The following is a 19,698-nucleotide window of genomic DNA, read 5'->3' on the forward strand; positions in this document are numbered from 1 at the left end:
TAAAGAGACCTAAAACAGCAGTTCTCCACTTCTCTCAACAAAGAAACACCTTTATGCCTCATGGCAAAACTAGACGTTGATGTAAACCGGGTGAATCATGTTCTCAAAAGAGTAAATCTCGTCCCATTTTGCCTGGTCAATGAGTTTCCGCTCCTGCACCACAATCTGGTGAATAGCTTTACCCGTGGCCAGGGCCTCTTTAGCGATAGCGGCCGAAGTCTCGTAGCCCAGGATCGGGTTCAAAGCGGTGACAATACCGATGCTGCGCATGACTTCCTCACGGCAAACCTCCACGTTGGCGGTGATTCCGTCCACGCACTTGGTACGCAGGGTGGCAATGGCATTGATCATGTAGTTCATGGAAGTGAACAGACTGAAGGCGATGACCGGCTCCATGACGTTGAGCTGTAACTGCCCCGCCTCGGCGGCCATGGTGATGGTGACATCGGCCCCAATGACATAGAAAGCGGTCTGGCTCACCACCTCCGGAATCACCGGGTTTACCTTGCCCGGCATGATGGATGAGCCGGGTTGCATGGGTGGTAGCCGGATCTCGTTCAGTCCGGCGCGGGGCCCCGAGGACAGCAGCCGCAGGTCATTACAGATCTTGGAGATTTTTACGGCACTGCGCTTGAGCATACCCGATACCAGCACGTAAGAACCCATATCGGAGGTAGCCTCAATCAGGTCAGGGGCCAGGGTAATGGGCAGTTTGGTGATCTGGGCCAGGTACTTAGTACATAGCTGAGGGTAGCCTTGTGGCGCGTTGATGCTGGTGCCTATGGCAGTGGCGCCCATGTTGCACTCAGTGAGTTTCCGCTGGGCCTCGCGCAAATGCTTGATATCGTCATTGATGGTGGTGGCAAAACCATGGAACTCCTGGCCCAAGGTCATCGGTACAGCATCCTGCAACTGAGTGCGGCCCATTTTGAGCACGTTTTTGAATTCTTTGGCCTTTTTTAGAAAGGACTCCTTTAGATCCGCCAGGGCCTTCAGGTACACATCCACCTTGAGGTGCAAGGCCATCATGATAGCCGTGGGATAGGTATCATTGGTGGATTGGGAGCAGTTGACGTGGTTATTGGGGTGCAGGAACTCGTACTGCCCTTTCTGGTAACCCAGGTACTCCAGGCCTATGTTGGCGATGACCTCGTTCGTGTTCATGTTCACCGAGGTGCCCGCCCCGCCCTGGATCAGGTCCGTAACGAACTGGTCGCGGTACTTGCCGGCAATGAGCTCGTCACAGGCAAAGATGATGGCCTCGGCCTTTTTCTTGTCCAGCACTCCCAGGTCACGGTTAGCCATGGCGGCGGCCTTCTTCACATAGGCAAAAGCCACAATGAAGAGCGGCTCCGAGGCGTTGGTAATACCCGTGATATTGAAGTTTTCCAAGGCCCTGAGCGTCTGCACGCCATAGTAGACGTTGTTGGGAATCTCTTTCTCGCCCAGGAAGTCGTGTTCTATTCTGAAGGTCTGGTTCATGCAAAGTGGCTTTGGTGACAGATGATGGGGATCATTTGTTTCCTTACCGCATTTGCCGAAACTTTGTTTTATTCCTGCTCTAAATGGCTGGCAACGTGATATGACCGGCACGAGGAGAACTTTCCCTTTAGCGGCCGGCTTCCATAAACCAGGCGGAAAACGGCTGGTATGGATTACACCGTTACAAACTTCACCTTTATAATGGTGGTGAGGTAGTCATAGATCTCGGTTACTTCTTTGTCATAGAGAAACATATTGTAGAAATCTGCTTCTACTTTGCTTACGCGGCATCCGTTCTCTACCATCTGGAAAACAACTTCCCTGATGCGGAGCGGGTGCCCCGCCAGGTTAAGCATACAGGTGGCATCCTGGGCCTCTACCAATAAAAAGAGATGGTGCAGCGCGTCGTCTTCGTAGTGGGTCTGGTCAGTCATTTTGCATTTTTTTGTAATCCCTTCAACGCCTAAGCCTAAGACAAGGTGCCATTTACCCGGTAATTTTTTGCGGCTTATACCTCAACCGTCTGTTTTTTAGGCTTGCTCACAAGGTACACGCCCCCGAATATCATGGCGGCATATAGCGCTTTCTGCCACGTAAACAGGTCTTTACCCAAACTCACCGCAATAAGGATGGCGAAGACAGGCTGCAGGTAAATGTACACGCCCACCAGCGCCGGACTGGCGTATTTCATGGCCCAGACGTTCAGCAGATAAGCCAGAATGGTCATCCCGATGATCACAAACGCGATGGCACCCCAAATAGAGGCCGGGAACATGGCGTAGTGCGGTTTGATCACCTGCCCCAGCCCGAAGGGAATCACCCCCACCGAGCCCGCCAGGAAGATCCTGCTCACCACCGTGATAGGATTATAGCGTTGCATGAGCGGTTTCACCAGCACCAGGAAAGCCCCGAAACAGGCCGCATTCACCAGCATGAGGATATCGCCCAGGATGTTCCCCTGCGCGTTACCGGCTTTGCCCGAGATGAGCATCATGGCGCCCAGCCCCGCCAGCAGAATGCCCACCATCCTGAACACCTGGATCCGTTCTTTCAATAGATAAGCAGAAAGCAACACCACCACCACCGGCGACACCGTCTGGATAAGCGAGGCGTTGATGGGCGAGGTAAGATTGAGGCCGCTGAAGAACGAGAGCTGGTTCAAGGTGATCCCGAACAGGCCGCAAAGTACAATCCGGACCCAGTCGCTTTTACTCTGGATCTTTTCCTTCACCACCCACAGAGACAGCGCCCCGAATACCAGCACCGCGCTTACCACCCTTATCACAATGAGCCCGAACGGCCCCACGTAATCTGGCATGATCTCCTTGGCGATGCTGTAGTTGGCCCCGTAAATAAGCGCCACCAGAAACAAGGCCCCGTGGACCTGTACTTGTTTGTTCATGGCCGCAAAGGTAGGCAACAACCGCCCGCGCCACCTAATGCTGCCACCTGTTTTAGCGGTACTTTCTAAAAAGCGGCCGCAAAACAGATTTCATAAAATACTAAGTATCAATAAGTATATCACTTTAAACAGCCTAGGTATTACATTCTTGAGAGCTTTTAGGGTTAAAGCCACATGGGCTCATTTTTCTTCGTAAGCAGGGGAAAGAAGGGCTATAGAAAATAGATTTTAGCTAGTGCGATACGTGTTTTTACTCTTACCTTTGCATGCCTTTTCGGCCGAACGATTTGACCAGCCGCCTGGGCCACCGGATGCCATTGAACACGCGCCTCCGGCTTAAAACCAATTACCATGAGTGATGCGATAAAACATGAGTGCGGAATTGCCATTGTCCGCCTCCGCAAACCCTTAGAATATTATACCGAGAAATACGGCACTCCCATGTACGGCATCCAGAAGATGTACCTGCTCATGGAGAAACAGCACAACCGCGGGCAAGACGGTGCCGGATTTGCCAGCATCAAAATAAACGCGAAACCCGGTACAGAATACATTGCCCGGTACAGGTCGGTCAAGACCAAAGCGATTGACGCTATTTTTGGGAAAATAAGCGAGAAATACGGCAAACTGAAACGCAAGTACCCCGAGGAAGCAAAGAACATCAACTGGCTCAGAGAGAATCTCCCGTTTATGGGCGATGTGTATCTGGGCCATTTGCGTTACGGGACCCACGGTCTTAACAGCGTGGACAACTGCCACCCCATGGTACGGGAAAACAACTGGCGCAACCGCAGCCTGGCCGTGGCCGGTAACTTCAACATGACCAACGTAGATGAGCTCTTTGACGTGCTCACCGAGCTGGGCCAGCATCCTCGCCAGAAAATTGACACCGTAACGGTGCTGGAGAAGATTGGCCACTTCCTGGATGAGGAAAACCAGCGCCTCTTTGACTATTTCAAACCAGACCACAACAACGAGGAAATCACCGCCCTCATTGAAGAGCACCTGGACCTGCAGCGCGTCCTGCGCCGGGCCTGCAAAGACTTTGACGGCGGCTATGCCATGGCGGGACTTACCGGTTACGGCGCGGCCTTCGTGGTACGTGACCCTTCCGGCATTCGCCCGGCCTATTATTACATGGACGATGAGGTAGTGGTAATCGCCTCGGAGAAACCAGCCATTAAAACCGCCTTTGGGGTAGACTATAATCAGATCAGGGAAATCACCCCTGGCCATGCGCTCATCATCCAGAAAAACGGGGAAGCCGCCGAGAAAGAGATCCTGCCGGCGCTGGAGAAGAAATCCTGCAGCTTTGAGCGCATCTATTTCTCCCGCGGCAATGACCCAGAGATTTATCAGGAACGCAAAGCTCTGGGCAAACTGCTTTGTCCGCAGGTATTGAAGGCCATTAACTACGATCTGGAGAACACCGTTTTCTCTTACATCCCCAACACCGCCGAGACTTCTTTCCTGGGCATGATGGAGGGCGTGGAAGATTACCTGCGCGCTTACCGCCGCAAAGCCTTACTGGAAGTAAACTGCGATGAAGAGAAACTGGACAATATCCTCTCTTTCCGGCCCCGCGTGGAGAAACTGGTTATCAAAGACGCCAAACTGAGAACCTTCATCACCGATGACAACTCCCGCGATGACCTGGTGGCCCACGTCTATGATACTACCTATGAAGTAGTAAGAAAAGGCGTTGACACTGTGGTGGTGATTGACGACTCTATTGTACGCGGTACCACCCTGGAGAAAAGCATCATTAGAATGCTGGACCGCCTGGGACCTAAGAAAATCATCATTGTGTCCTGCGCCCCGCAAATCCGTTACCCAGACTGTTACGGCATTGACATGTCTAAAATGAAGGAGTTTGTGGCGTTCCGGGCGCTCATGGGCTTGCTCAAAGACCGTAACCAGGAGTGCCTGGCGCACGAAGTACATAAGAGCTGCCATCTGGCCCTGAAAACCGGCGAAGCCAGAACCCGCAACTTTGTGCAGGAACTCTACGGGCAGTTCACCCCCGAGGAAATCAGCGAAAAAGTAGCCCAGATAGTTAAGGCGCCTAACGTAAAGGCCGAGGTACAGGTGATCTTCCAAACCGTGGAAGGCCTCCACGAAGCTATTCCTAACCACATCGGGGACTGGTACTTCACCGGTGACTTCCCTACCCCGGGCGGGATGAAAGTAGTGAACCGCGCCTTTGTGAACTTCATGGAAAACAAAGAAGGGCGGGCGTATTAATGTGCTGATTTTCTAATGTGCTGATGTGCTAATTAGAATTCACAATAAATAAAGAGAGGCCTGATTCAGTTTGAATCAGGCCTCTCTTTATTTATTGCCTGTTTTTTGGAAAACGGCCATTAAACAGTTTACAGCTTCACAAACCTTTGGTGGATGAGTTGGCTGGCATTTTGTACCCGCAGGATGTAGTTGCCAGCTGGTAAATGCTGCACCGGTATTTTGGGCGTGGCACCGTCTAGCACGGGTTTGATTTTGTTTACTTGTCTTCCCTGGGCATCCAGAATTTCCACTTGGGCATTTGGATCAAGCGTTACGTTGCCCAGGTGCAGGTAATCATGGCTGGGATTTGGGTAAAGCGTGATTTGGGCCAGGGCAGCAGCACCACCTTGCACAGCTACCACCTTGCTGTATTCAAATTGGCCGTCCAGGTCTACCTGCTTCACCCGGTAATAAGCCGTGCCCTTGGCTGGAGAAAAATGGTCAAAGCTGTACTCCTTCTGGACGTTGCTGTTACCGGCTCCTTTGATGATGCCAACCTGGGTAAAGGTCTTGCCGTCTAAAGAGAACTCCACCTCAAAACGGTCATTGTTGATCTCAGTAGCGGTAGCCCATTGCAGTTGTACCTTCTGGTTCTTCAGCTCGGCTTTCACGTACAACCAGGAAACCGGCAACACAGACTCCATGGTGGCAATGGCCAACTGGCCGAACTGCGTCATGAAATTGCGTTTGGCGTACCCGCTCATCACTGTGCGGCCTTCCTTGTCCGGAGCATCTAAAGTACCGCCACCCGTGGTCCAGTCTGTCCCGCTGGTAGAATTCACTGGTCTGGTAAGCAGGGCAAACTTATTGTCTGACAAATTGCTGAAGCCTTGCAGAGAAGCCGAGGCGGTAAAGCTTCCGGTACCTGGTTTTGCATTCGGTTCCACATACCACACTCCGCCCGGTGCAATATGGGTGTAACTGTAAGAACCCTCAGTCAGGAACATATCCGTATCCTGGTGGTTGGCCAAGGGCCTAAAACCTACAGCAATGCTTTGGAAACCGTTTCCAGCCAAACCAATTGACACCAAATCCAGTTTATGCTTGCCGTTTGCATCCCCGATGGGGAAAGAATAGGCACCGCTGCTTCCTACCGCTCTCCGCAAATTACCCTGGATGTAAAAAGTGGAATCTGCTAACTGCAAAGCTGATGCTGCCTGACTGGCCAGAGACAACTCGTATACATCGGTTTTAAAGAGCGCGCTTTTCATCGTAAAAACCTCCGACACACTCACGCTTTTGGACAGGGTCACGCCGCCTGCTATTTTAGAAACCAGTAGATTCTGCACCGTTGAAGGCAAGGCATCGCCGGTGACCATCTCTGAATTCCCGATGAAGCCGTAGTTGGCCTGCGCTGAGAAGCTCCTGGTTCCGCTGACCCGCACGTTCCCGTCCAAAGTACCCGTACCGGACATCTTTATGCCCTGGGGAGAGCCATAGAGCAAGGTAGCGCCGGCCTCCAGGATAAAGTTTCCGGTTCCGCCCACCGCCCGATTAGAAGCCAGTTGCAGGGCTGCTGGTGCTTTCACCGTGAGCGTACCCGTTACGTCAAAATTAGCGGTTAGCAGATGGTTTCCCTGGTCGTTCAAAGTGTTGGCTTCGGTGGCTGTCAGCAGCAGGTTGTGGTAGGTTACTTTTTGAGAGGTCCCGTAAGTGCCCCTGATGGATTGACTCTGCCCGTTTAAAGACCCGTAAAATTCAATGGTGCCGCCTGTGATATTGTAAGGCATGTTCTTCCCGGTGAGTTCAGGTAGAGTATTGCTGGTTCTACTTGTCCTGAATAACCCTCCGGCCATGGTAAGGCCGCCCTCGCCCTTCAGGCTCTTGTTCCCGATATCAAAAATGGCATTGGGTAGGATAGTCAGGTTTTGGTTGATGGTGGTAGTAGAGGAAATGGTCTTAGCCTCACTACTTCCGCCGATGGTTACGTTATAATACGTATCGCCTCTAAGGGTTTGCGCACCGGCTCCGGTCAGTTCAATAATTCCATTGGTCAAGGTATAGGTTCCGGATAGTTGAGGCACCATGTTCACATTTAAGGTCCCAATCTGGTAGGTGCCGCCACTCATTACCAAGGCCCCGGAACCTGATACATCCGCAGAAGCCGTTGAAATCAAAGTGCCTTGTTTTATCTCCAACCTCCCGCCAGAAGGGTAATGTGTTTTACTGCTGGAGATTCCAATGTTCCTGGTGATGGTAACAGAAGTAGGGTTATCAATGATGATGATTTTGCCGCTGGCGGTTACGGGTAGGGCGTTGCCCGTTTGCTGCGGTGCTTTCGCGTTATAGATGAAGGTAGCCAGGTTGTTGAAAGTTCTCCGGCTCTCGGTCACTACCACGTTACCGGTTGCGCCGGTGGCATTGATGCCTTGGGAACTGGTGATATGCAAAGTGCTGCCTTGGTTTGAATTGAAGTAACCCTGCCCCTGCACCTGGTACCCGTTGTTATTCACATCCGCGCTGAAATCCAACGTAGCACCATTTTCTACCGTCAGGGTCCCGGCGTAGACTGAGTTGCTGGGATTAAGCCTTAAGTGCTGTCCCAACCGTACCATAGCACCGGGTTTTACTGTCAAGGAAACGTGGTTCACAGGACCTGAAGCTTGCAAAGTCTGCCAGTTAGTTCCGGTAAACCTAATACCGCTGGTAGAGGTATTGACGGTGCTGCTGTTGTTGATGACCGAGGCCGCATCTACCAGGAGGTTGCCCTTGAGGTCTACCGTGGAAACTACAGTGGCATTGGACGTCTGGTTCAAGGTAAGGGTGGCGCTTTGCAGGGCCAATTGCCCGGCAATGTTCAAGGTACCCGTGCCGCTGCTCTGGTTCTGCAGAAAATAGGTGCCACCCGCCAAGGCAACATCCTGCCCAAACTGCAATGACAGATTGGGAGCTCCTAAAAGGACCAGCGAAGAAGTTGCCGGGATAGAAGCATTGAAGGACTGGGCTGCCAAAGGAGTGTTTGTATCGGTTAGTTGCCACTGGGTACCGGTTTGGGTTGGGGCCACAGTTAACCGGCCGAACCAAAATCCGTGGGCCTGTGCTGCAAGCTGGCTGCCACTCAATAGCAGCGCATTGGCTGAGGCTGCTTCAATTCTTACCTCAGAGGTGGCATCAATTTCCTCTGTTCCGGCCCAGATAGGTGAAGTAGATTTATAGGCTGATGACTTGATGGTTAATTTAGAGTTTGCCTTCAGTTGAAGAACTCCCCGGTTTTCAATTTCCCCTTCCTGCACCATTTCTGCCAAAGGTGCAATGGTAAGTCTGTTAGTAGCCACCAATTTAGCCCCAGCAGGCACAGTAAGAATCTTCTGAGTACCCAGGTAAACGTTGGCTAATTGGAGGGTGCCAGATAGCTGTGTAGGATGTTCAATATATAAGGTAGCAGTAGAAGGCAAAGGATATGTGGCAGGTACCCAAACACCTTGGGCTGTCAACTGTTCCAGCAAACTGGTGCCTGCTGTTTGGCCCAGGCTCCCGGACGAGGCTGTCCGGTAATCTCCAGCCGTATAGGTAACAGAGGTTTGAGCAAAAGCCGGGATGTGCCCAAAGATGGAGAATGCCCAAATTAACATCCAAACTCTAAAACTTTTGTTGTCTTTTCTGGTGACGGAAAGCTCAGCCATTTCAATAAAGGATTAAATGTATCTTATTTATTGTTCAATTATTTATATTATTGAACAGCCAACCAGAAAACACTACCATAAGTTCACCATATCCTTGGTAGCAAGCCACTTACAACTACAATTCACTCTGTTTTATAATAGAATATTTCAAAATTTTGGTAATACTTGGTTTATTATCTCTATTTAAATTCAATTATCTATAATTTTTATACAATTCAGTATTATTCTAAAATTTTCTAAAATTTTTATTTTTAGAGTTCGCCAAGAACAAATGACCATAGAGTTAGGAGATGAGTTGGATATGGTTTGAAGAAAAAGTGGAGTTAGTACTAAAAGCCTTTTAAGGGGAATCTATATTTTCCAATCTATAACTAATTAAAGCGCAAGCGGAAAATATCTCCTTTTCTGTTTTGGGCATGATTTTACAAAACCCGGCACTAAACAGTTTTTGAACGCAGAAGTTTAAAAACTGAAAATTTAAAGTCTCTGCGCCCGTTTTAATTTGGGAATTAGATACATTTGCTCTGCCGGGAGTGTAAACTTTGCTGTTTTACTGTGGGTACGGGTCAATTTTGAAAGATTGGTTCCTAATCTGCATGGTCTTGCTGAGTTTACCTTTTGCCTTTATAAACCTAACCCCCATGGAAAAAAAGCAAGCCCCTATTCAGATTGCCCTTGAAAAAAATTATGACTCAGAGTTCTGCGGCAGTATCCCCCTGCACCTGGTCAATCTGATTCAGCCCCACGGGGTGCTTTTAACCCTGGATACCACAGACCTGACACTGGTGCAGGTAAGCGAGAACGTGGAGCAGCTTCTGGGAATCCCGGCCTCAGAACTCCTGAACCAGCCCCTCTCCCGGTTTTTACCGGCCCACCAGTTTGCCGACATTCAAGCCAAAGTGCAGGGGCCTAGTGTTCAAGTTAAAATCCCTTTCAGCGTCACCTTTCTGGCCCCGGAAAAAGAGACCACCTGCACAGCGCTGGTCCATCCCAAAGAAGGGTATGTGTTGATTGAGCTGGAAGACAACCAGGATTCCTCCTCCAAGGATTCTTTCTTAGAGATGTACCAGCAGACCAAGTATTTCACCTCTCGTCTAAAGCAGGCCGGCAGCGTAGGCGAGATTGCCCAATTAACGGTAGAAGCTATTAAATCGCTCACCGGCTTTGACCGGGTGCTGGCTTATCAGTTTGACCCGCAATGGAACGGGATTGTGATTGGGCAAGCGAAGGAAGAAGACATGGACGATTACCTGGACTTGCGGTTTCCGGCCTCAGATGTGCCCAAGCAATCCAGGGATCTGTATTTCAGCAACCCTTACCGGCTTATTCCTACCAGGTCTTACACCCCGGTACGTTTAACGCCGCTCATCAACCCCATTTCCCAACGGTTTACGGATCTGTCTGACTGTAACCTGAGGAGCGTGGCCACGGTGCATTTAGAGTACCTGACCAACCTACAGATCACCGCCTCCATGTCCTTGCCGCTCATCATTGACAACAAACTCTGGGGGCTCATTTCCTGCCATCATAAAACCGCCAAGAACCCCAGCTATGAACTTAGATCGGCGCTGGAGCTTTTGACTGGCATTGTATCTGCGCAGCTGGCAGCCAGGGAGCGGGAAAAAGCCATAGAATTACGCGCTAAGTTGCGGGGCATGCACGCCCAGCTTCTGGAGCAGTTATATACCAAGGCCAACCTAACAGATGGTCTCCTGGCAGAAAACACAGGCATCAGGAACCTGCTGAATCTTTCGGGCGCGGCCGTGCTGTTTGAAGGCGGCGTATGGACGAGTGGGGCCGTGCCCTCGGCCCAGGAAATGAAAGAACTTATTTATTGGCTCCGCCGGAACCAGACCGATAGACTATTCGCCACCGATACGCTGCCCAGCCAGTACGTGCGGGCCCGTGACTACAAAGATGTGGCGAGCGGACTTATTGCGCTGCCCATCAACGCAGACCAGGGAGAATACATTTTAGGGTTCCGGCCAGAGGTGCTGCATACCATTAGTTGGGGCGGAAACCCCAACCAGGCCATTCAGATGGAGCCGGATGGTAAATCCTACCATCCGCGCAATTCTTTTGCCATTTACCAGGAAACGGTGAAACAGACCGCCTTACCCTGGCAGGCGGAGGAGATTGAGGCGGCGGAGAATTTGAGAAGTGCTGTCTTGGAGAAAATCATCAAAGAAAGATACTGAGGCTCCCTCCTGCCCCGGTAAACTCCTTTAGACAGATAACCTAACTGATTGCCCATGGTAAGTTTGAAACAGCCAGAAATACTCCCCAAAACAGACCACTACCTCATTGGTATAGGGGCCTCTGCGGGCGGGTTGGAGGCTATTCATAAACTGTTTGACCACTTCCCCAATAACTCAAGCTTCTCGTTTGTCATAATACAGCACCTGTCGCCAGACCACAAGAGCCTGATGGCGGAGCTGTTGTCAAAGCACACCCAAATGCGCGTGCAGGAGGCGGAAGACGACATGGTCACCCGGCCAAACTGCATCTATGTGCTGCCTAGCGGCAAGCAACTGACCCTGAAAAAAGGCCGACTACACCTGGTGGACCAGATCAGGAACCGGGAGCCCAATTTTGCCATTGACGTGTTTTTTGAGTCGCTGGCCAAAGACCGGGGCCGGTACGCCATTGGCCTGGTACTCTCCGGCACGGGTACAGACGGCACCAAAGGAGTGAAAATGATCAAGGCGGCGGGGGGCATGGTGATGGTACAGGACCCGGAAACGGCTAAGTTTGACGGCATGCCCCGCAGCGCCATAGAAACCGGATCGGTGGACTTTGTTTTCCCGCCAGACCGGATGCCCCATGAAATTCTGGAATACACCCGCCAAATCCCGCTGGTGAAGACCCTTATTGAGAAGAACAACGGCGTAGAGGAAGATGATGAGGTTTTGCAGGAAATCCTGGACCTGATCTGCACCCATACCCAGACCAACTTCAAGAGCTACAAACAAGGCACCATCTACCGCCGCATCAAAAAGCGGATGGACTTACTCAAGGTGCAGACCTTGCCAGATTACCTCAGCTACATCCATGAGAACCCAGCAGAGATAAAACAGCTTTGCCAGGAGTTCCTCATCGGGGTGACCCGCTTCTTCCGGGACCCCGAGGCCTTTGAGGTACTGGAGCAGGAGATCATCCCGCAAATAATATCCAGCACCCCCGAGGGGGAAACCATCAAGGTATGGGTGACCGCCTGCAGCACCGGCGAGGAGGTGTTCTCCATTGCCATGCTGTTTCAGGAGCGTTTTGAGCGAATGGGCCGCGAACCGCTGGTGAAGCTGTTTGCCACCGATGTGGACCAGCGCGCCATCAGGCAGGCCTCCAAGGGCGTGTACCCCAACTCCATCAGCAAAGACGTGAGTGAGAAACGCCTGAAGCGGTTTTTCCACCATAAGAACAACCGCTACACCGTAAAGGAAGATACCCGCAAGCTGGTGGTCTTCGCACAGCATGACCTGCAGAAAGACCCGCCCTTCAGCCGGATAGACCTTATCACCTGCCGGAACATGCTCATCTACCTGAACCCTGACCTGCAGAAAAAGGTGATGGCGGTGTTCCCATATGCCCTTAAACTGCACGGCTACCTGTTCCTGGGGCCCAGTGAGCACATAGGGGATCTGAAATCACACTTCGCGGAGAAGAACCGCAAATGGAAGATTTTCCAGAAGGTGAAGGAAAGCAAAGGAACCCAGCAGACGTTTGGCGTGTCTCACCACACCCGCATAGCCTCTGAAGGCAACCTGCCCACTTACCGCAACGCCCAGGCCCTGCGCTACAATGACGTGTTCATGGATGCCGTGGCCGAGGACCTGAAGCTGGCCGGGTTGTACATAGATGACAATTACCAGCTCCTGCATGGCATCGGGGATTTCAACCGTTTCCTGCGGCTCCCCGAAAAGCGTTTACAGCTCAATTTGTTGAAAATGGTCTCAAAAGAGCTGGCCGTGACATTGAGCGTAGACATCCGGAAGGTTTTGAAAGGCCATAAAACGGTGACCCGCCAGGTGATGGTGCCGCTTGATTCTAAAAACCAGTTGGTGAACCTCACGGTGAAGCCTATCTCGGTGGAAAAGGACATGCCCAAGGTGCTGCTGGTGCTGCTGCAGGAGATAGGCAGGGCCAACCCAACCCTCAAGAACCTGGAGCCGGCCCTGGTGTCTGAAGCTGATACAGATTATTACCAGCAGCTGTCCGCTTTGGAGGCCGAGTTGAAAGAGGCCCGCGAGAGCCTGCACCTGACCGTACAGGACCTGAGTACCTCCAACGAGGAACTGCAGTCCACCAATGAAGAGCTCATGTCTTCAAACGAGGAACTGCAGAGCTCCAATGAGGAGATGCAGTCTTTGAATGAGGAGTTGCACACCGTAAACTCAGAGCATCAGCTCAAGATCAAGGAGCTGCAGGAACTCAACGAGGACCTGGACAACTACATCCGGAGCTCCAACATAGGACAGCTCTTCCTAGACCACCATTTGGTCATCCGGAAGTTCACGCCTACGGTCAAGGACCTGATCAACATCATTGACATTGATTTAGGCCGACCCATCCACCACCTGTCGCATAACCTAAGGTACTCCCGCTGGCTGGAAGACATCCAGAAAGTGAACAATACCTCTACCGAGGTGGAACAGGAAGTGGAGACCACAGACGGGAGATATTTCCTGATGCGCATCATCCCCTACCTCAAACATGACGGGAACAAAGACGGGGTGGTGCTCAGCTTTGTGGACGTGACCACCTTGAAAACCCTCAGCAACGTAGTGCAAGGCGTGCTCAACAGCTCGCTCAGCAGCATCATGGCCTTCAATGCGGTGCGCAACCAGGCCCAGGTGATCGTTGATTTCAAATGGACGCTCCTGAACAAAAAAGCCGAACAGCTCCTTGGCAAACCCCAGGCCGAGCTGCTTGGCCAGAGCATCATGCCTGAAATGGCTTTCCTGAAGAAAACCGGCTTGCTCAAAAAACTGGAGCAACTGGTGGAAACCGGCCAGCCCCTGCACATAGAACAGAACCTGGAAATCAGCGGTCAAAGGAGCTGGTACGAGATTGCTGCCGCCAAAATGGGCGATGGCCTTACCATTACCATGGCCGATATCACAGAGAAACGTTTTGCCGAGGAGAAAACCCTGCTGGCCTACGAAGACCTGAAAATAGCCGAGGAAGGCCTGATCAAACTGAACACCCAGCTAGAGGTACGGGTAGCCGAAAGAACCCAGGAGCTCTCCGATAGCCAGGAGCGTTTCCGGTTGGTTTCCATGGCCACCAATGACGTCATCTGGGACTGGAACCTCATCTCCAATGAAGTATGGTGGAGCGACACCCTTAAACCCATTCTGGGCTATGAGCAGGAAGAGATGAACTATGGCATCCATGCCTGGTTTGACAAGATCCACCCCGAGGACAGGGAACGCATTACCAAAGGAATAAACGACGCCATCAACACCGGCCAGGACCAGTGGGTGGAGGAGTTCAAGTTGGTCCGTCCGGATGGCTCCTATGCCTCGGTGTACAACCGGGCCTACATCCTGCACAATGAATACGGGGTGCCGCACCGCGTGCTAGGCTCTTTCATTGACTTAAGTGACCTTAAAGACACCCAACAAAAGCTGAAAGACACGAATGCGCACCTGCTAAGGGTAATTGACGACCTGGACAATTTCATTTACACCGCCTCGCATGACCTCAAAGCGCCTATCCATAATATAGAGGCCCTGTTGCGCGAGTTGCAGGTAGAACTGCTGGAACAGGACGCTGAGATGGTGGACGTAGAGCAGATCATGAGAATGATGCAGGGGGCCGTGGAGCGGTTCAAGAAAACCATTGACAACCTCACAGAGATCACCAAGCTGCAGAACGACCACAGCACTGATGTAACCACCGTTGACCTGACCAGCCTGGTGAAGGACGTGGCCCTGGATCTGGAGCCCATGGTGAAAAAAACAAATGCCCAGTTGCAGATTGATGTAAATCAGTGCCCGCACGTCTCTTTCTCAGAAAAGAACCTGCGCAGCATTGTCTACAACCTGGTCTCCAACGCCATCAAATACAGCTCCCCTGCCCGCCTCCCCAAAATCTATTTGCACTGTACGCAGCAGGATGAATTCATTTTGCTTACCGTACGCGACAACGGCCTTGGCCTTACGCCTGAACAGCAGGAGAACCTGTTTGCCATGTTCCAGCGCTTCCATGACCACGTAGAGGGATCTGGCGTGGGCTTGTACATGGTGAAGAAAATCCTGAACAACGCCGGCGGTAAAATAGAAGTGGAAAGCCAGGTAGATGAAGGCACCGTTTTCAAGGTGTTTTTGAAAAAATAGCCGCTAAAATCTCCGTACGCTACTCCCCCTCATTCCCTGTTTAGGACCTGTTTTACAAAAACGGCCCTTAATCAGGGAATTCTGCTTTTAAGGTTTTAAAACCAAAGCCTACCGGCTGAGATTAGTTTGGAGATGAAGTGGCTCACCCCTTTTATAAGCAGTATCAGGGGAAAGTTGCAGTTATAAGATAGGTCGCCATCTGAAGAAATGCACATGATCTCTGGTGAAATACCGGTTCAGAATGCGCGGAGACAAGGCGTGCCTTGTCTCCGCCATTTCAACTCATATTACCTATCTGGTGCTATTTGCCGTTACGGTAGATCCTGACGGGGAAAAGGCGGTAATCATTTAGGTTGATGGCGTACAGGTAACCTTCCCAGTGAATCACGGGCACGATACCGGTGGGTGTGATGCCGTTGTTGTTGGGGATGGTGACCAGGGCGTTGCCTACGAAGGACACATCTTTGAGGCCCAGCCGAGCGGTCAGGTGGTTCTGGAAGGCTTCCTTCTGGTCTTTGGAGGAAGTAAAACCAACTTCGCGGGGTACCAGCTCCTCAGACTTGCCATCGGTGTAATAGGTGACCTTTTCTACGGTGTTGATGGAGATATCGGGCAGGTAAAGCCGGGGCACGGCGGCTTTGGCCTCGCCGGCATTGTAAAACTTAACCGGGTTGGAAATGGGTTTCACCTGGTCTGGTAGGTTGGCCATTTTCTCTAGCCGCTTCATCCGCTCGACCCGGCTGTTCTGCACCATTTCCTCTACCCTGTTCCCGGACGCCGAGGCCGCCTGCGAGAGCTGGTCATGTTTCTGATGCACATCCAGGATGGCGGTGAAGGTATTGATGAAATGGTCGGTGTTCTTGAGGTGGAACATCTCCAGGTCGTGCACCTTTTTGCGGGCCACCAGGTACGTATGGATGTTACGGGTCTTCTCGTACACGGCCTTCATTTTGGCGGCCTGCGGCGTGGCTTTGTAGCGGGAACTGAGCTCCTGGAGCAAAGTAAGCCGCCGGTTAGACTCTTTGATATACGTAATCTCCTCCATCCCGAAATCTGCCGTAGCGCCCGCCACCGCCCTCCGGCCTTCTTCCTTCATCCCGAAAAGGGAGCGCACGAAATCCATCATTCAGTCAGTATCTTTTTAAGGTGCAGGGTTTCAATCTCAACCTGTATTTTCTCGGCGTTTTTCTGATTCTCGAAGAAATTGTCCAGGTTGTTGAGGTACAAGTCAAGAAGGGCGTCCTGCTCCTGCGTCAGGACTCCTTCTAAAGACTCGTTGGAGGAATTATTGGTCATTATTCAATCTCAATTTTTTTGGATTTACCCAGCGTACCCAGGATTTTGCTGTTGAGCTCTTCCTGCACCAGGGCGAGCTCTTTTACGGCCTCGGCGCGTTTGCGGCTGCCCTCCTCTGATATCTTGATCACGGCATCCAGGGTCTCCACCATGTCTTTGTTCACCTTCTTTAGGGTATCCACGTCCACAATGCCCCGCTCGTTTTCCGTAGCGGCGGTGACCACATTGGTTTTGAGCAGCTGCGAGTTCTTCAAGAGCATCTCGTTGGTGGTATCGGTGACCTTCTTCTGGATTTCCAGGGCTTTGCGCTGTTTCTCCAGGCCCAGGGCAATGGCTACCTGCTGGCGCCACACCGGAATCACGGTTACAATGGAATTCTGGATTTTCTGGGCCAGTACCTCATTGGTGGTCTGGATCATCCGGATTTGCGGCATAGACTGCGTGGCAATGGTGTGGGACAAGGTGAAATCATGCACCTTTTTCTCTAAACGGTCTTTAAACGCCACCATGTCTGCCAGGCGCTGCACCACCAGTTCATCCTGGCCGCTGCTCTCCACCTCAGACTGCAACTGCGGAATAAGGGTGGTCTCAATCTCCTCAATCTTCATCTTGCCGGCGGCAATAAGCGAGCGCACCTCATGGATGTACTCCACCACCTGCTTGAACATGACCTCCAGACCAGTAGAATCTTTCAAGACGCTCTGGCGGGTCTTCTCCAGCTTTACCACCACATCATCCACGTTCTCAGACACCGAGTTGTACTGGCTTGCCAGTTTCTGGGTCTTGTCTTTAATCTTGCCCACAAACGGCAGGCGCGAGAAGAAACCGGGTTTCTCGGTCTCGTCTACCTTGATCATGTTGATCTGGGCCAGCAGCTCATTAATGGCCTCCCCGGCCTCGCCTGAGTCCTTGGCTTTCACCTTGGTCAGGAGTTCATTGGAATAGTACCCCAACTTGCGCTGCGTCTCTACCCCAAAGGAGCTGAGGCTTTCGGGTTTGGTGGGATCTATGGTCTTGGAGATTTCCAACGCTTTCTGCTGGATCAGCTCTTTGTTCTCAGACAGGGTGATTTCCTTATTTTCCATGGTGTTTATTTTCTAGCGGTATGGGGGTTTTCTATGGTCTCTAACTCTTTGACAAACTCTTTGATGGCGGCATGGCGGCCGTTGACCTCATACCATTCAATCTCCTGTTTGGGCAGATAGTCTCCTAACAGGCCTTGTACCTCCTGCAGCAGCTCAGGGCCTTTGCGGGTCCTGAAAGCCGGGTTCTTGTAATAAGCCCCCAGGTACTGCACCTTTACCTGTCCGGCCTGCGTCACTGCCAGCTCCTTCACCTCCACCACCAGCTCAGAAGACTTCTGGTTCTCCGTCACAATGGTTTTGTACACCCCCTTCTTCTCGTCCTCCAACACAGCGCTGCACTTCTCCTTCAGCTCACGCAAGGTTTTCTGCAGCCGTTTGTTTGGTCTAATGCGGTGGCCGTAAATATATCCTAAAATCGCGGCCAGAATGAATGCGAAAAAAATTGCCATACCTTTTCTGTTTAGTCCAAAAACGCAGCAACTGCTTAATTCTGTACGCAGGTCCGGATTTAAATGCCGGAGTTCATCCGGCCAGGTTTCAAAACTTTTCCCTTCCCTCCTCCTGACCTGACCTTATGCCCTATAAGTCGGTGGGCCACACCAAATATTACTAATCGCTCTTAGTTTTTGTGGATGAGGTTATGATTTGGTTTAAGCCTATTTTCCGGGAAATGGCTTTGAAACGGTTCCTTCCTTGCTGCCTGGCACCCTGGCAGAGGACAGCCGGGGTGCGTATTACCTCAGGCTCACCTTTGCCTGAGATATAATTGTCTACCTTTACGCGATAAACCACACCCACCATGCTTCAAAAAATCCTGGATACCCTGAAGATTCCCGCCCTGAACCAAATGCAGGAGGAGACTCTGGCCGCGGCGCAGAAAAGCGATGTCATCCTGCTTTCGCCTACCGGATCGGGGAAAACCCTGGGATATCTGCTGTCTGTTCTGCCGCGCCTGAAACCCGAGGCACAGGAGGTGCAGGCCCTTATTTTGGCGCCCTCCCGGGAACTGGCCATGCAGATTGAAGGGGTTTTCAGAAGCATGGCCACCGGCCTGAAAGTAGACAGCCTCTACGGCGGGCACGCCACCAACCCCGAGAAACGCAGCCTGGCTTATCCGCCGGCCCTATTGATCGGGACTCCCGGCCGCATCGCGTACCACCTGCGGGAAGGAAACTTTTCTACAGATGCTATCCAGACGCTGGTGCTGGATGAATTTGACAAATCGCTGGAGTACGGTTTCCAGGAAGACATGGCCTACATCATCGGGCAGCTGAAGAAGGTGAATAAGCGGCTTTTGGTATCGGCCACGGCTATGGACAAAGTGCCTTCCTTTACCGGGCTAAAAAACCCAGTGACGGTTAATTTCCTGCAGGAGGCTGACAATGCCCCAGATCTGCAGGTGAAGACCGTGGAAGTGCAGAAAGGAAACAAACTGCAGGCCTTGCTTGACGTGCTGTGCACCATAGGCACCGCCTCCAGCATTGTGTTCTGCAACCAGCGTGAGACGGTGGAGAGCGTAAGTGATTTCCTGCGAAGCAAAGGTTTGCCCCACGGCGTCTTCCACGGCGGCCTGGAGCAACCCGACCGTGAGCGCACCCTCATGAAGTTCCGGAACGGCACTTACCGTACCCTGGTGAGCACCGATCTGGCGGCGCGCGGCCTAGACATCCCCGAGGTGGAGTTTGTGGTGCATTTCCAGGTTCCGGACCAGGATAACTTCACCCACCGTAACGGCCGCACGGCCCGCATGCAAGCCAAAGGAACCAGTTACCTGCTTCTGCAACCCGACGAGAAACCTTCTTACCTGCCCCAAATTCCACCGGTAGAGAAACTGCCGGCAAGACAAGCTTTGCCCCCGGCCTCGCCCTGGGAGACCATTTACATCAGTGCCGGCAAGAAAGACAAGGTGAACAAGGTAGATATTGTAGGCTGGATGCTGCAGAAAGGCGGCTTGGACAAAACCGACTTGGGCCGGATTGAGCTCCAGGACAACGCTGCCTACGTAGCTGTGGCCAAAAAGAAGCTGGAAAAAGCCGTAAAGCTCCTGCAGCAGGAAAAACTGAAAGGCAAGAAGGTGAAGATTGAAAAAGCTATGTAGGGATTTAGCTGGGTGGTTTGCTCTGGTTCAACTTCATTAAAAACAAGCCTCCCTTAAGATCCTGAACCAGGCAAAGCTACGGAACCTGCTT

Annotated in this window: 12 protein-coding genes; 4 read left to right on the top strand and 8 right to left on the bottom strand. The window is 51.8% G+C overall.

What is annotated here, in order from left to right; genetic code table 11:
• Nucleotides 1-69: 69 nt before the first annotated feature.
• The 3 genes from aspA to J3P34_RS14325 form a co-directional block, all read right to left on the bottom strand.
• Nucleotides 70-1,482 carry an aspartate ammonia-lyase gene (gene aspA / locus J3P34_RS14315; RefSeq protein WP_210489327.1) on the bottom strand — a complete coding sequence of 471 codons (1,413 nt, stop codon included), beginning with the start codon at nucleotides 1,480-1,482 and terminating at the stop codon, nucleotides 70-72.
• 173 nt (nucleotides 1,483-1,655) lie between these two features.
• Nucleotides 1,656-1,916, bottom strand: a complete 261-nt coding sequence (locus J3P34_RS14320; protein ID WP_210465323.1) for a hypothetical protein — start codon at nucleotides 1,914-1,916, stop codon at nucleotides 1,656-1,658.
• A gap of 74 nt (nucleotides 1,917-1,990) precedes the next feature.
• Entirely contained in the window at nucleotides 1,991-2,884 is an 894-nt protein-coding gene (locus tag J3P34_RS14325) for a DMT family transporter (RefSeq protein WP_210489328.1), read from the bottom strand.
• A gap of 351 nt (nucleotides 2,885-3,235) precedes the next feature.
• Here J3P34_RS14325 and J3P34_RS14330 point away from each other — a divergent pair, with 351 nt between their 5' ends.
• Nucleotides 3,236-5,128, top strand: coding sequence for an amidophosphoribosyltransferase (locus tag J3P34_RS14330; protein WP_210489329.1), 1,893 nt, complete (start codon nucleotides 3,236-3,238; stop codon nucleotides 5,126-5,128).
• A gap of 128 nt (nucleotides 5,129-5,256) precedes the next feature.
• Here the strand turns inward: J3P34_RS14330 and J3P34_RS14335 are convergent, their stop codons facing one another.
• Nucleotides 5,257-8,739 carry a T9SS type A sorting domain-containing protein gene (locus J3P34_RS14335; RefSeq protein WP_210489330.1) on the bottom strand — a complete coding sequence of 1,161 codons (3,483 nt, stop codon included), beginning with the start codon at nucleotides 8,737-8,739 and terminating at the stop codon, nucleotides 5,257-5,259.
• Between the two features lie 692 nt (nucleotides 8,740-9,431).
• Here J3P34_RS14335 and J3P34_RS14340 point away from each other — a divergent pair.
• Both J3P34_RS14340 and J3P34_RS14345 read left to right on the top strand, forming a co-directional pair.
• Entirely contained in the window at nucleotides 9,432-10,988 is a 1,557-nt protein-coding gene (locus tag J3P34_RS14340) for a GAF domain-containing protein (protein WP_246853711.1), read from the top strand.
• Between the two features lie 54 nt (nucleotides 10,989-11,042).
• Complete coding sequence (locus tag J3P34_RS14345) at nucleotides 11,043-15,128, top strand: chemotaxis protein CheB (RefSeq protein WP_210489332.1); 4,086 nt, start codon at nucleotides 11,043-11,045, stop codon at nucleotides 15,126-15,128.
• Between the two features lie 301 nt (nucleotides 15,129-15,429).
• Here J3P34_RS14345 and J3P34_RS14350 read toward each other — a convergent pair whose 3' ends face one another.
• From J3P34_RS14350 to J3P34_RS14365, 4 genes are read right to left on the bottom strand one after another with little or no spacing between them, the layout of a single operon-like run.
• On the bottom strand, nucleotides 15,430-16,254 hold the full coding sequence (locus J3P34_RS14350; protein ID WP_210489333.1) for a hypothetical protein: 825 nt from the start codon (nucleotides 16,252-16,254) through the stop codon (nucleotides 15,430-15,432).
• On the bottom strand, nucleotides 16,251-16,424 hold the full coding sequence (locus tag J3P34_RS14355) for a hypothetical protein (RefSeq protein ID WP_210489334.1): 174 nt from the start codon (nucleotides 16,422-16,424) through the stop codon (nucleotides 16,251-16,253). The genes J3P34_RS14350 and J3P34_RS14355 overlap by 4 nt, the downstream gene beginning before the upstream one ends.
• On the bottom strand, nucleotides 16,424-17,509 hold the full coding sequence (locus J3P34_RS14360) for a toxic anion resistance protein (RefSeq protein WP_210465331.1): 1,086 nt from the start codon (nucleotides 17,507-17,509) through the stop codon (nucleotides 16,424-16,426). The genes J3P34_RS14355 and J3P34_RS14360 overlap by 1 nt, the downstream gene beginning before the upstream one ends.
• A 5-nt stretch (nucleotides 17,510-17,514) precedes the next feature.
• On the bottom strand, nucleotides 17,515-17,958 hold the full coding sequence (locus J3P34_RS14365) for a hypothetical protein (RefSeq protein WP_210465332.1): 444 nt from the start codon (nucleotides 17,956-17,958) through the stop codon (nucleotides 17,515-17,517).
• Nucleotides 17,959-18,308: 350 nt separating this feature from the next.
• On the opposite strand from J3P34_RS14365, the gene J3P34_RS14370 reads away from it, so the two are divergent.
• The gene (locus J3P34_RS14370; RefSeq protein WP_210489335.1) at nucleotides 18,309-19,607 is read left to right on the top strand and encodes a DEAD/DEAH box helicase; all 1,299 of its coding nucleotides are present in this window, start codon (nucleotides 18,309-18,311) and stop codon (nucleotides 19,605-19,607) included.
• Nucleotides 19,608-19,698: the final 91 nt, after the last annotated feature.

The sequence above is a fragment of the Rufibacter aurantiacus genome (assembly GCF_017916345.1).
Lineage (GTDB): Bacteria > Bacteroidota > Bacteroidia > Cytophagales > Hymenobacteraceae > Nibribacter > Nibribacter roseolus.

What these genes read in the sequence shown, in the direction of transcription:
- J3P34_RS14335 (WP_210489330.1), bottom strand. Translation starts at nt 8,739, where the DNA reads ATGTTAATTTGGGCATTCTCCATCTTTGGGCACATCCCGGCTTTTGCT.
- J3P34_RS14350 (WP_210489333.1), bottom strand. Translation starts at nt 16,254, where the DNA reads ATGATGGATTTCGTGCGCTCCCTTTTCGGGATGAAGGAAGAAGGCCGG.
- J3P34_RS14340 (WP_246853711.1), top strand. Translation starts at nt 9,432, where the DNA reads ATGGAAAAAAAGCAAGCCCCTATTCAGATTGCCCTTGAAAAAAATTAT.
- J3P34_RS14345 (WP_210489332.1), top strand. Translation starts at nt 11,043, where the DNA reads ATGGTAAGTTTGAAACAGCCAGAAATACTCCCCAAAACAGACCACTAC.
- J3P34_RS14320 (WP_210465323.1), bottom strand. Translation starts at nt 1,916, where the DNA reads ATGACTGACCAGACCCACTACGAAGACGACGCGCTGCACCATCTCTTT.
- J3P34_RS14365 (WP_210465332.1), bottom strand. Translation starts at nt 17,958, where the DNA reads ATGGCAATTTTTTTCGCATTCATTCTGGCCGCGATTTTAGGATATATT.
- J3P34_RS14355 (WP_210489334.1), bottom strand. Translation starts at nt 16,424, where the DNA reads ATGACCAATAATTCCTCCAACGAGTCTTTAGAAGGAGTCCTGACGCAG.
- J3P34_RS14325 (WP_210489328.1), bottom strand. Translation starts at nt 2,884, where the DNA reads ATGAACAAACAAGTACAGGTCCACGGGGCCTTGTTTCTGGTGGCGCTT.
- aspA (WP_210489327.1), bottom strand. Translation starts at nt 1,482, where the DNA reads ATGAACCAGACCTTCAGAATAGAACACGACTTCCTGGGCGAGAAAGAG.
- J3P34_RS14330 (WP_210489329.1), top strand. Translation starts at nt 3,236, where the DNA reads ATGAGTGATGCGATAAAACATGAGTGCGGAATTGCCATTGTCCGCCTC.
- J3P34_RS14360 (WP_210465331.1), bottom strand. Translation starts at nt 17,509, where the DNA reads ATGGAAAATAAGGAAATCACCCTGTCTGAGAACAAAGAGCTGATCCAG.
- J3P34_RS14370 (WP_210489335.1), top strand. Translation starts at nt 18,309, where the DNA reads ATGCTTCAAAAAATCCTGGATACCCTGAAGATTCCCGCCCTGAACCAA.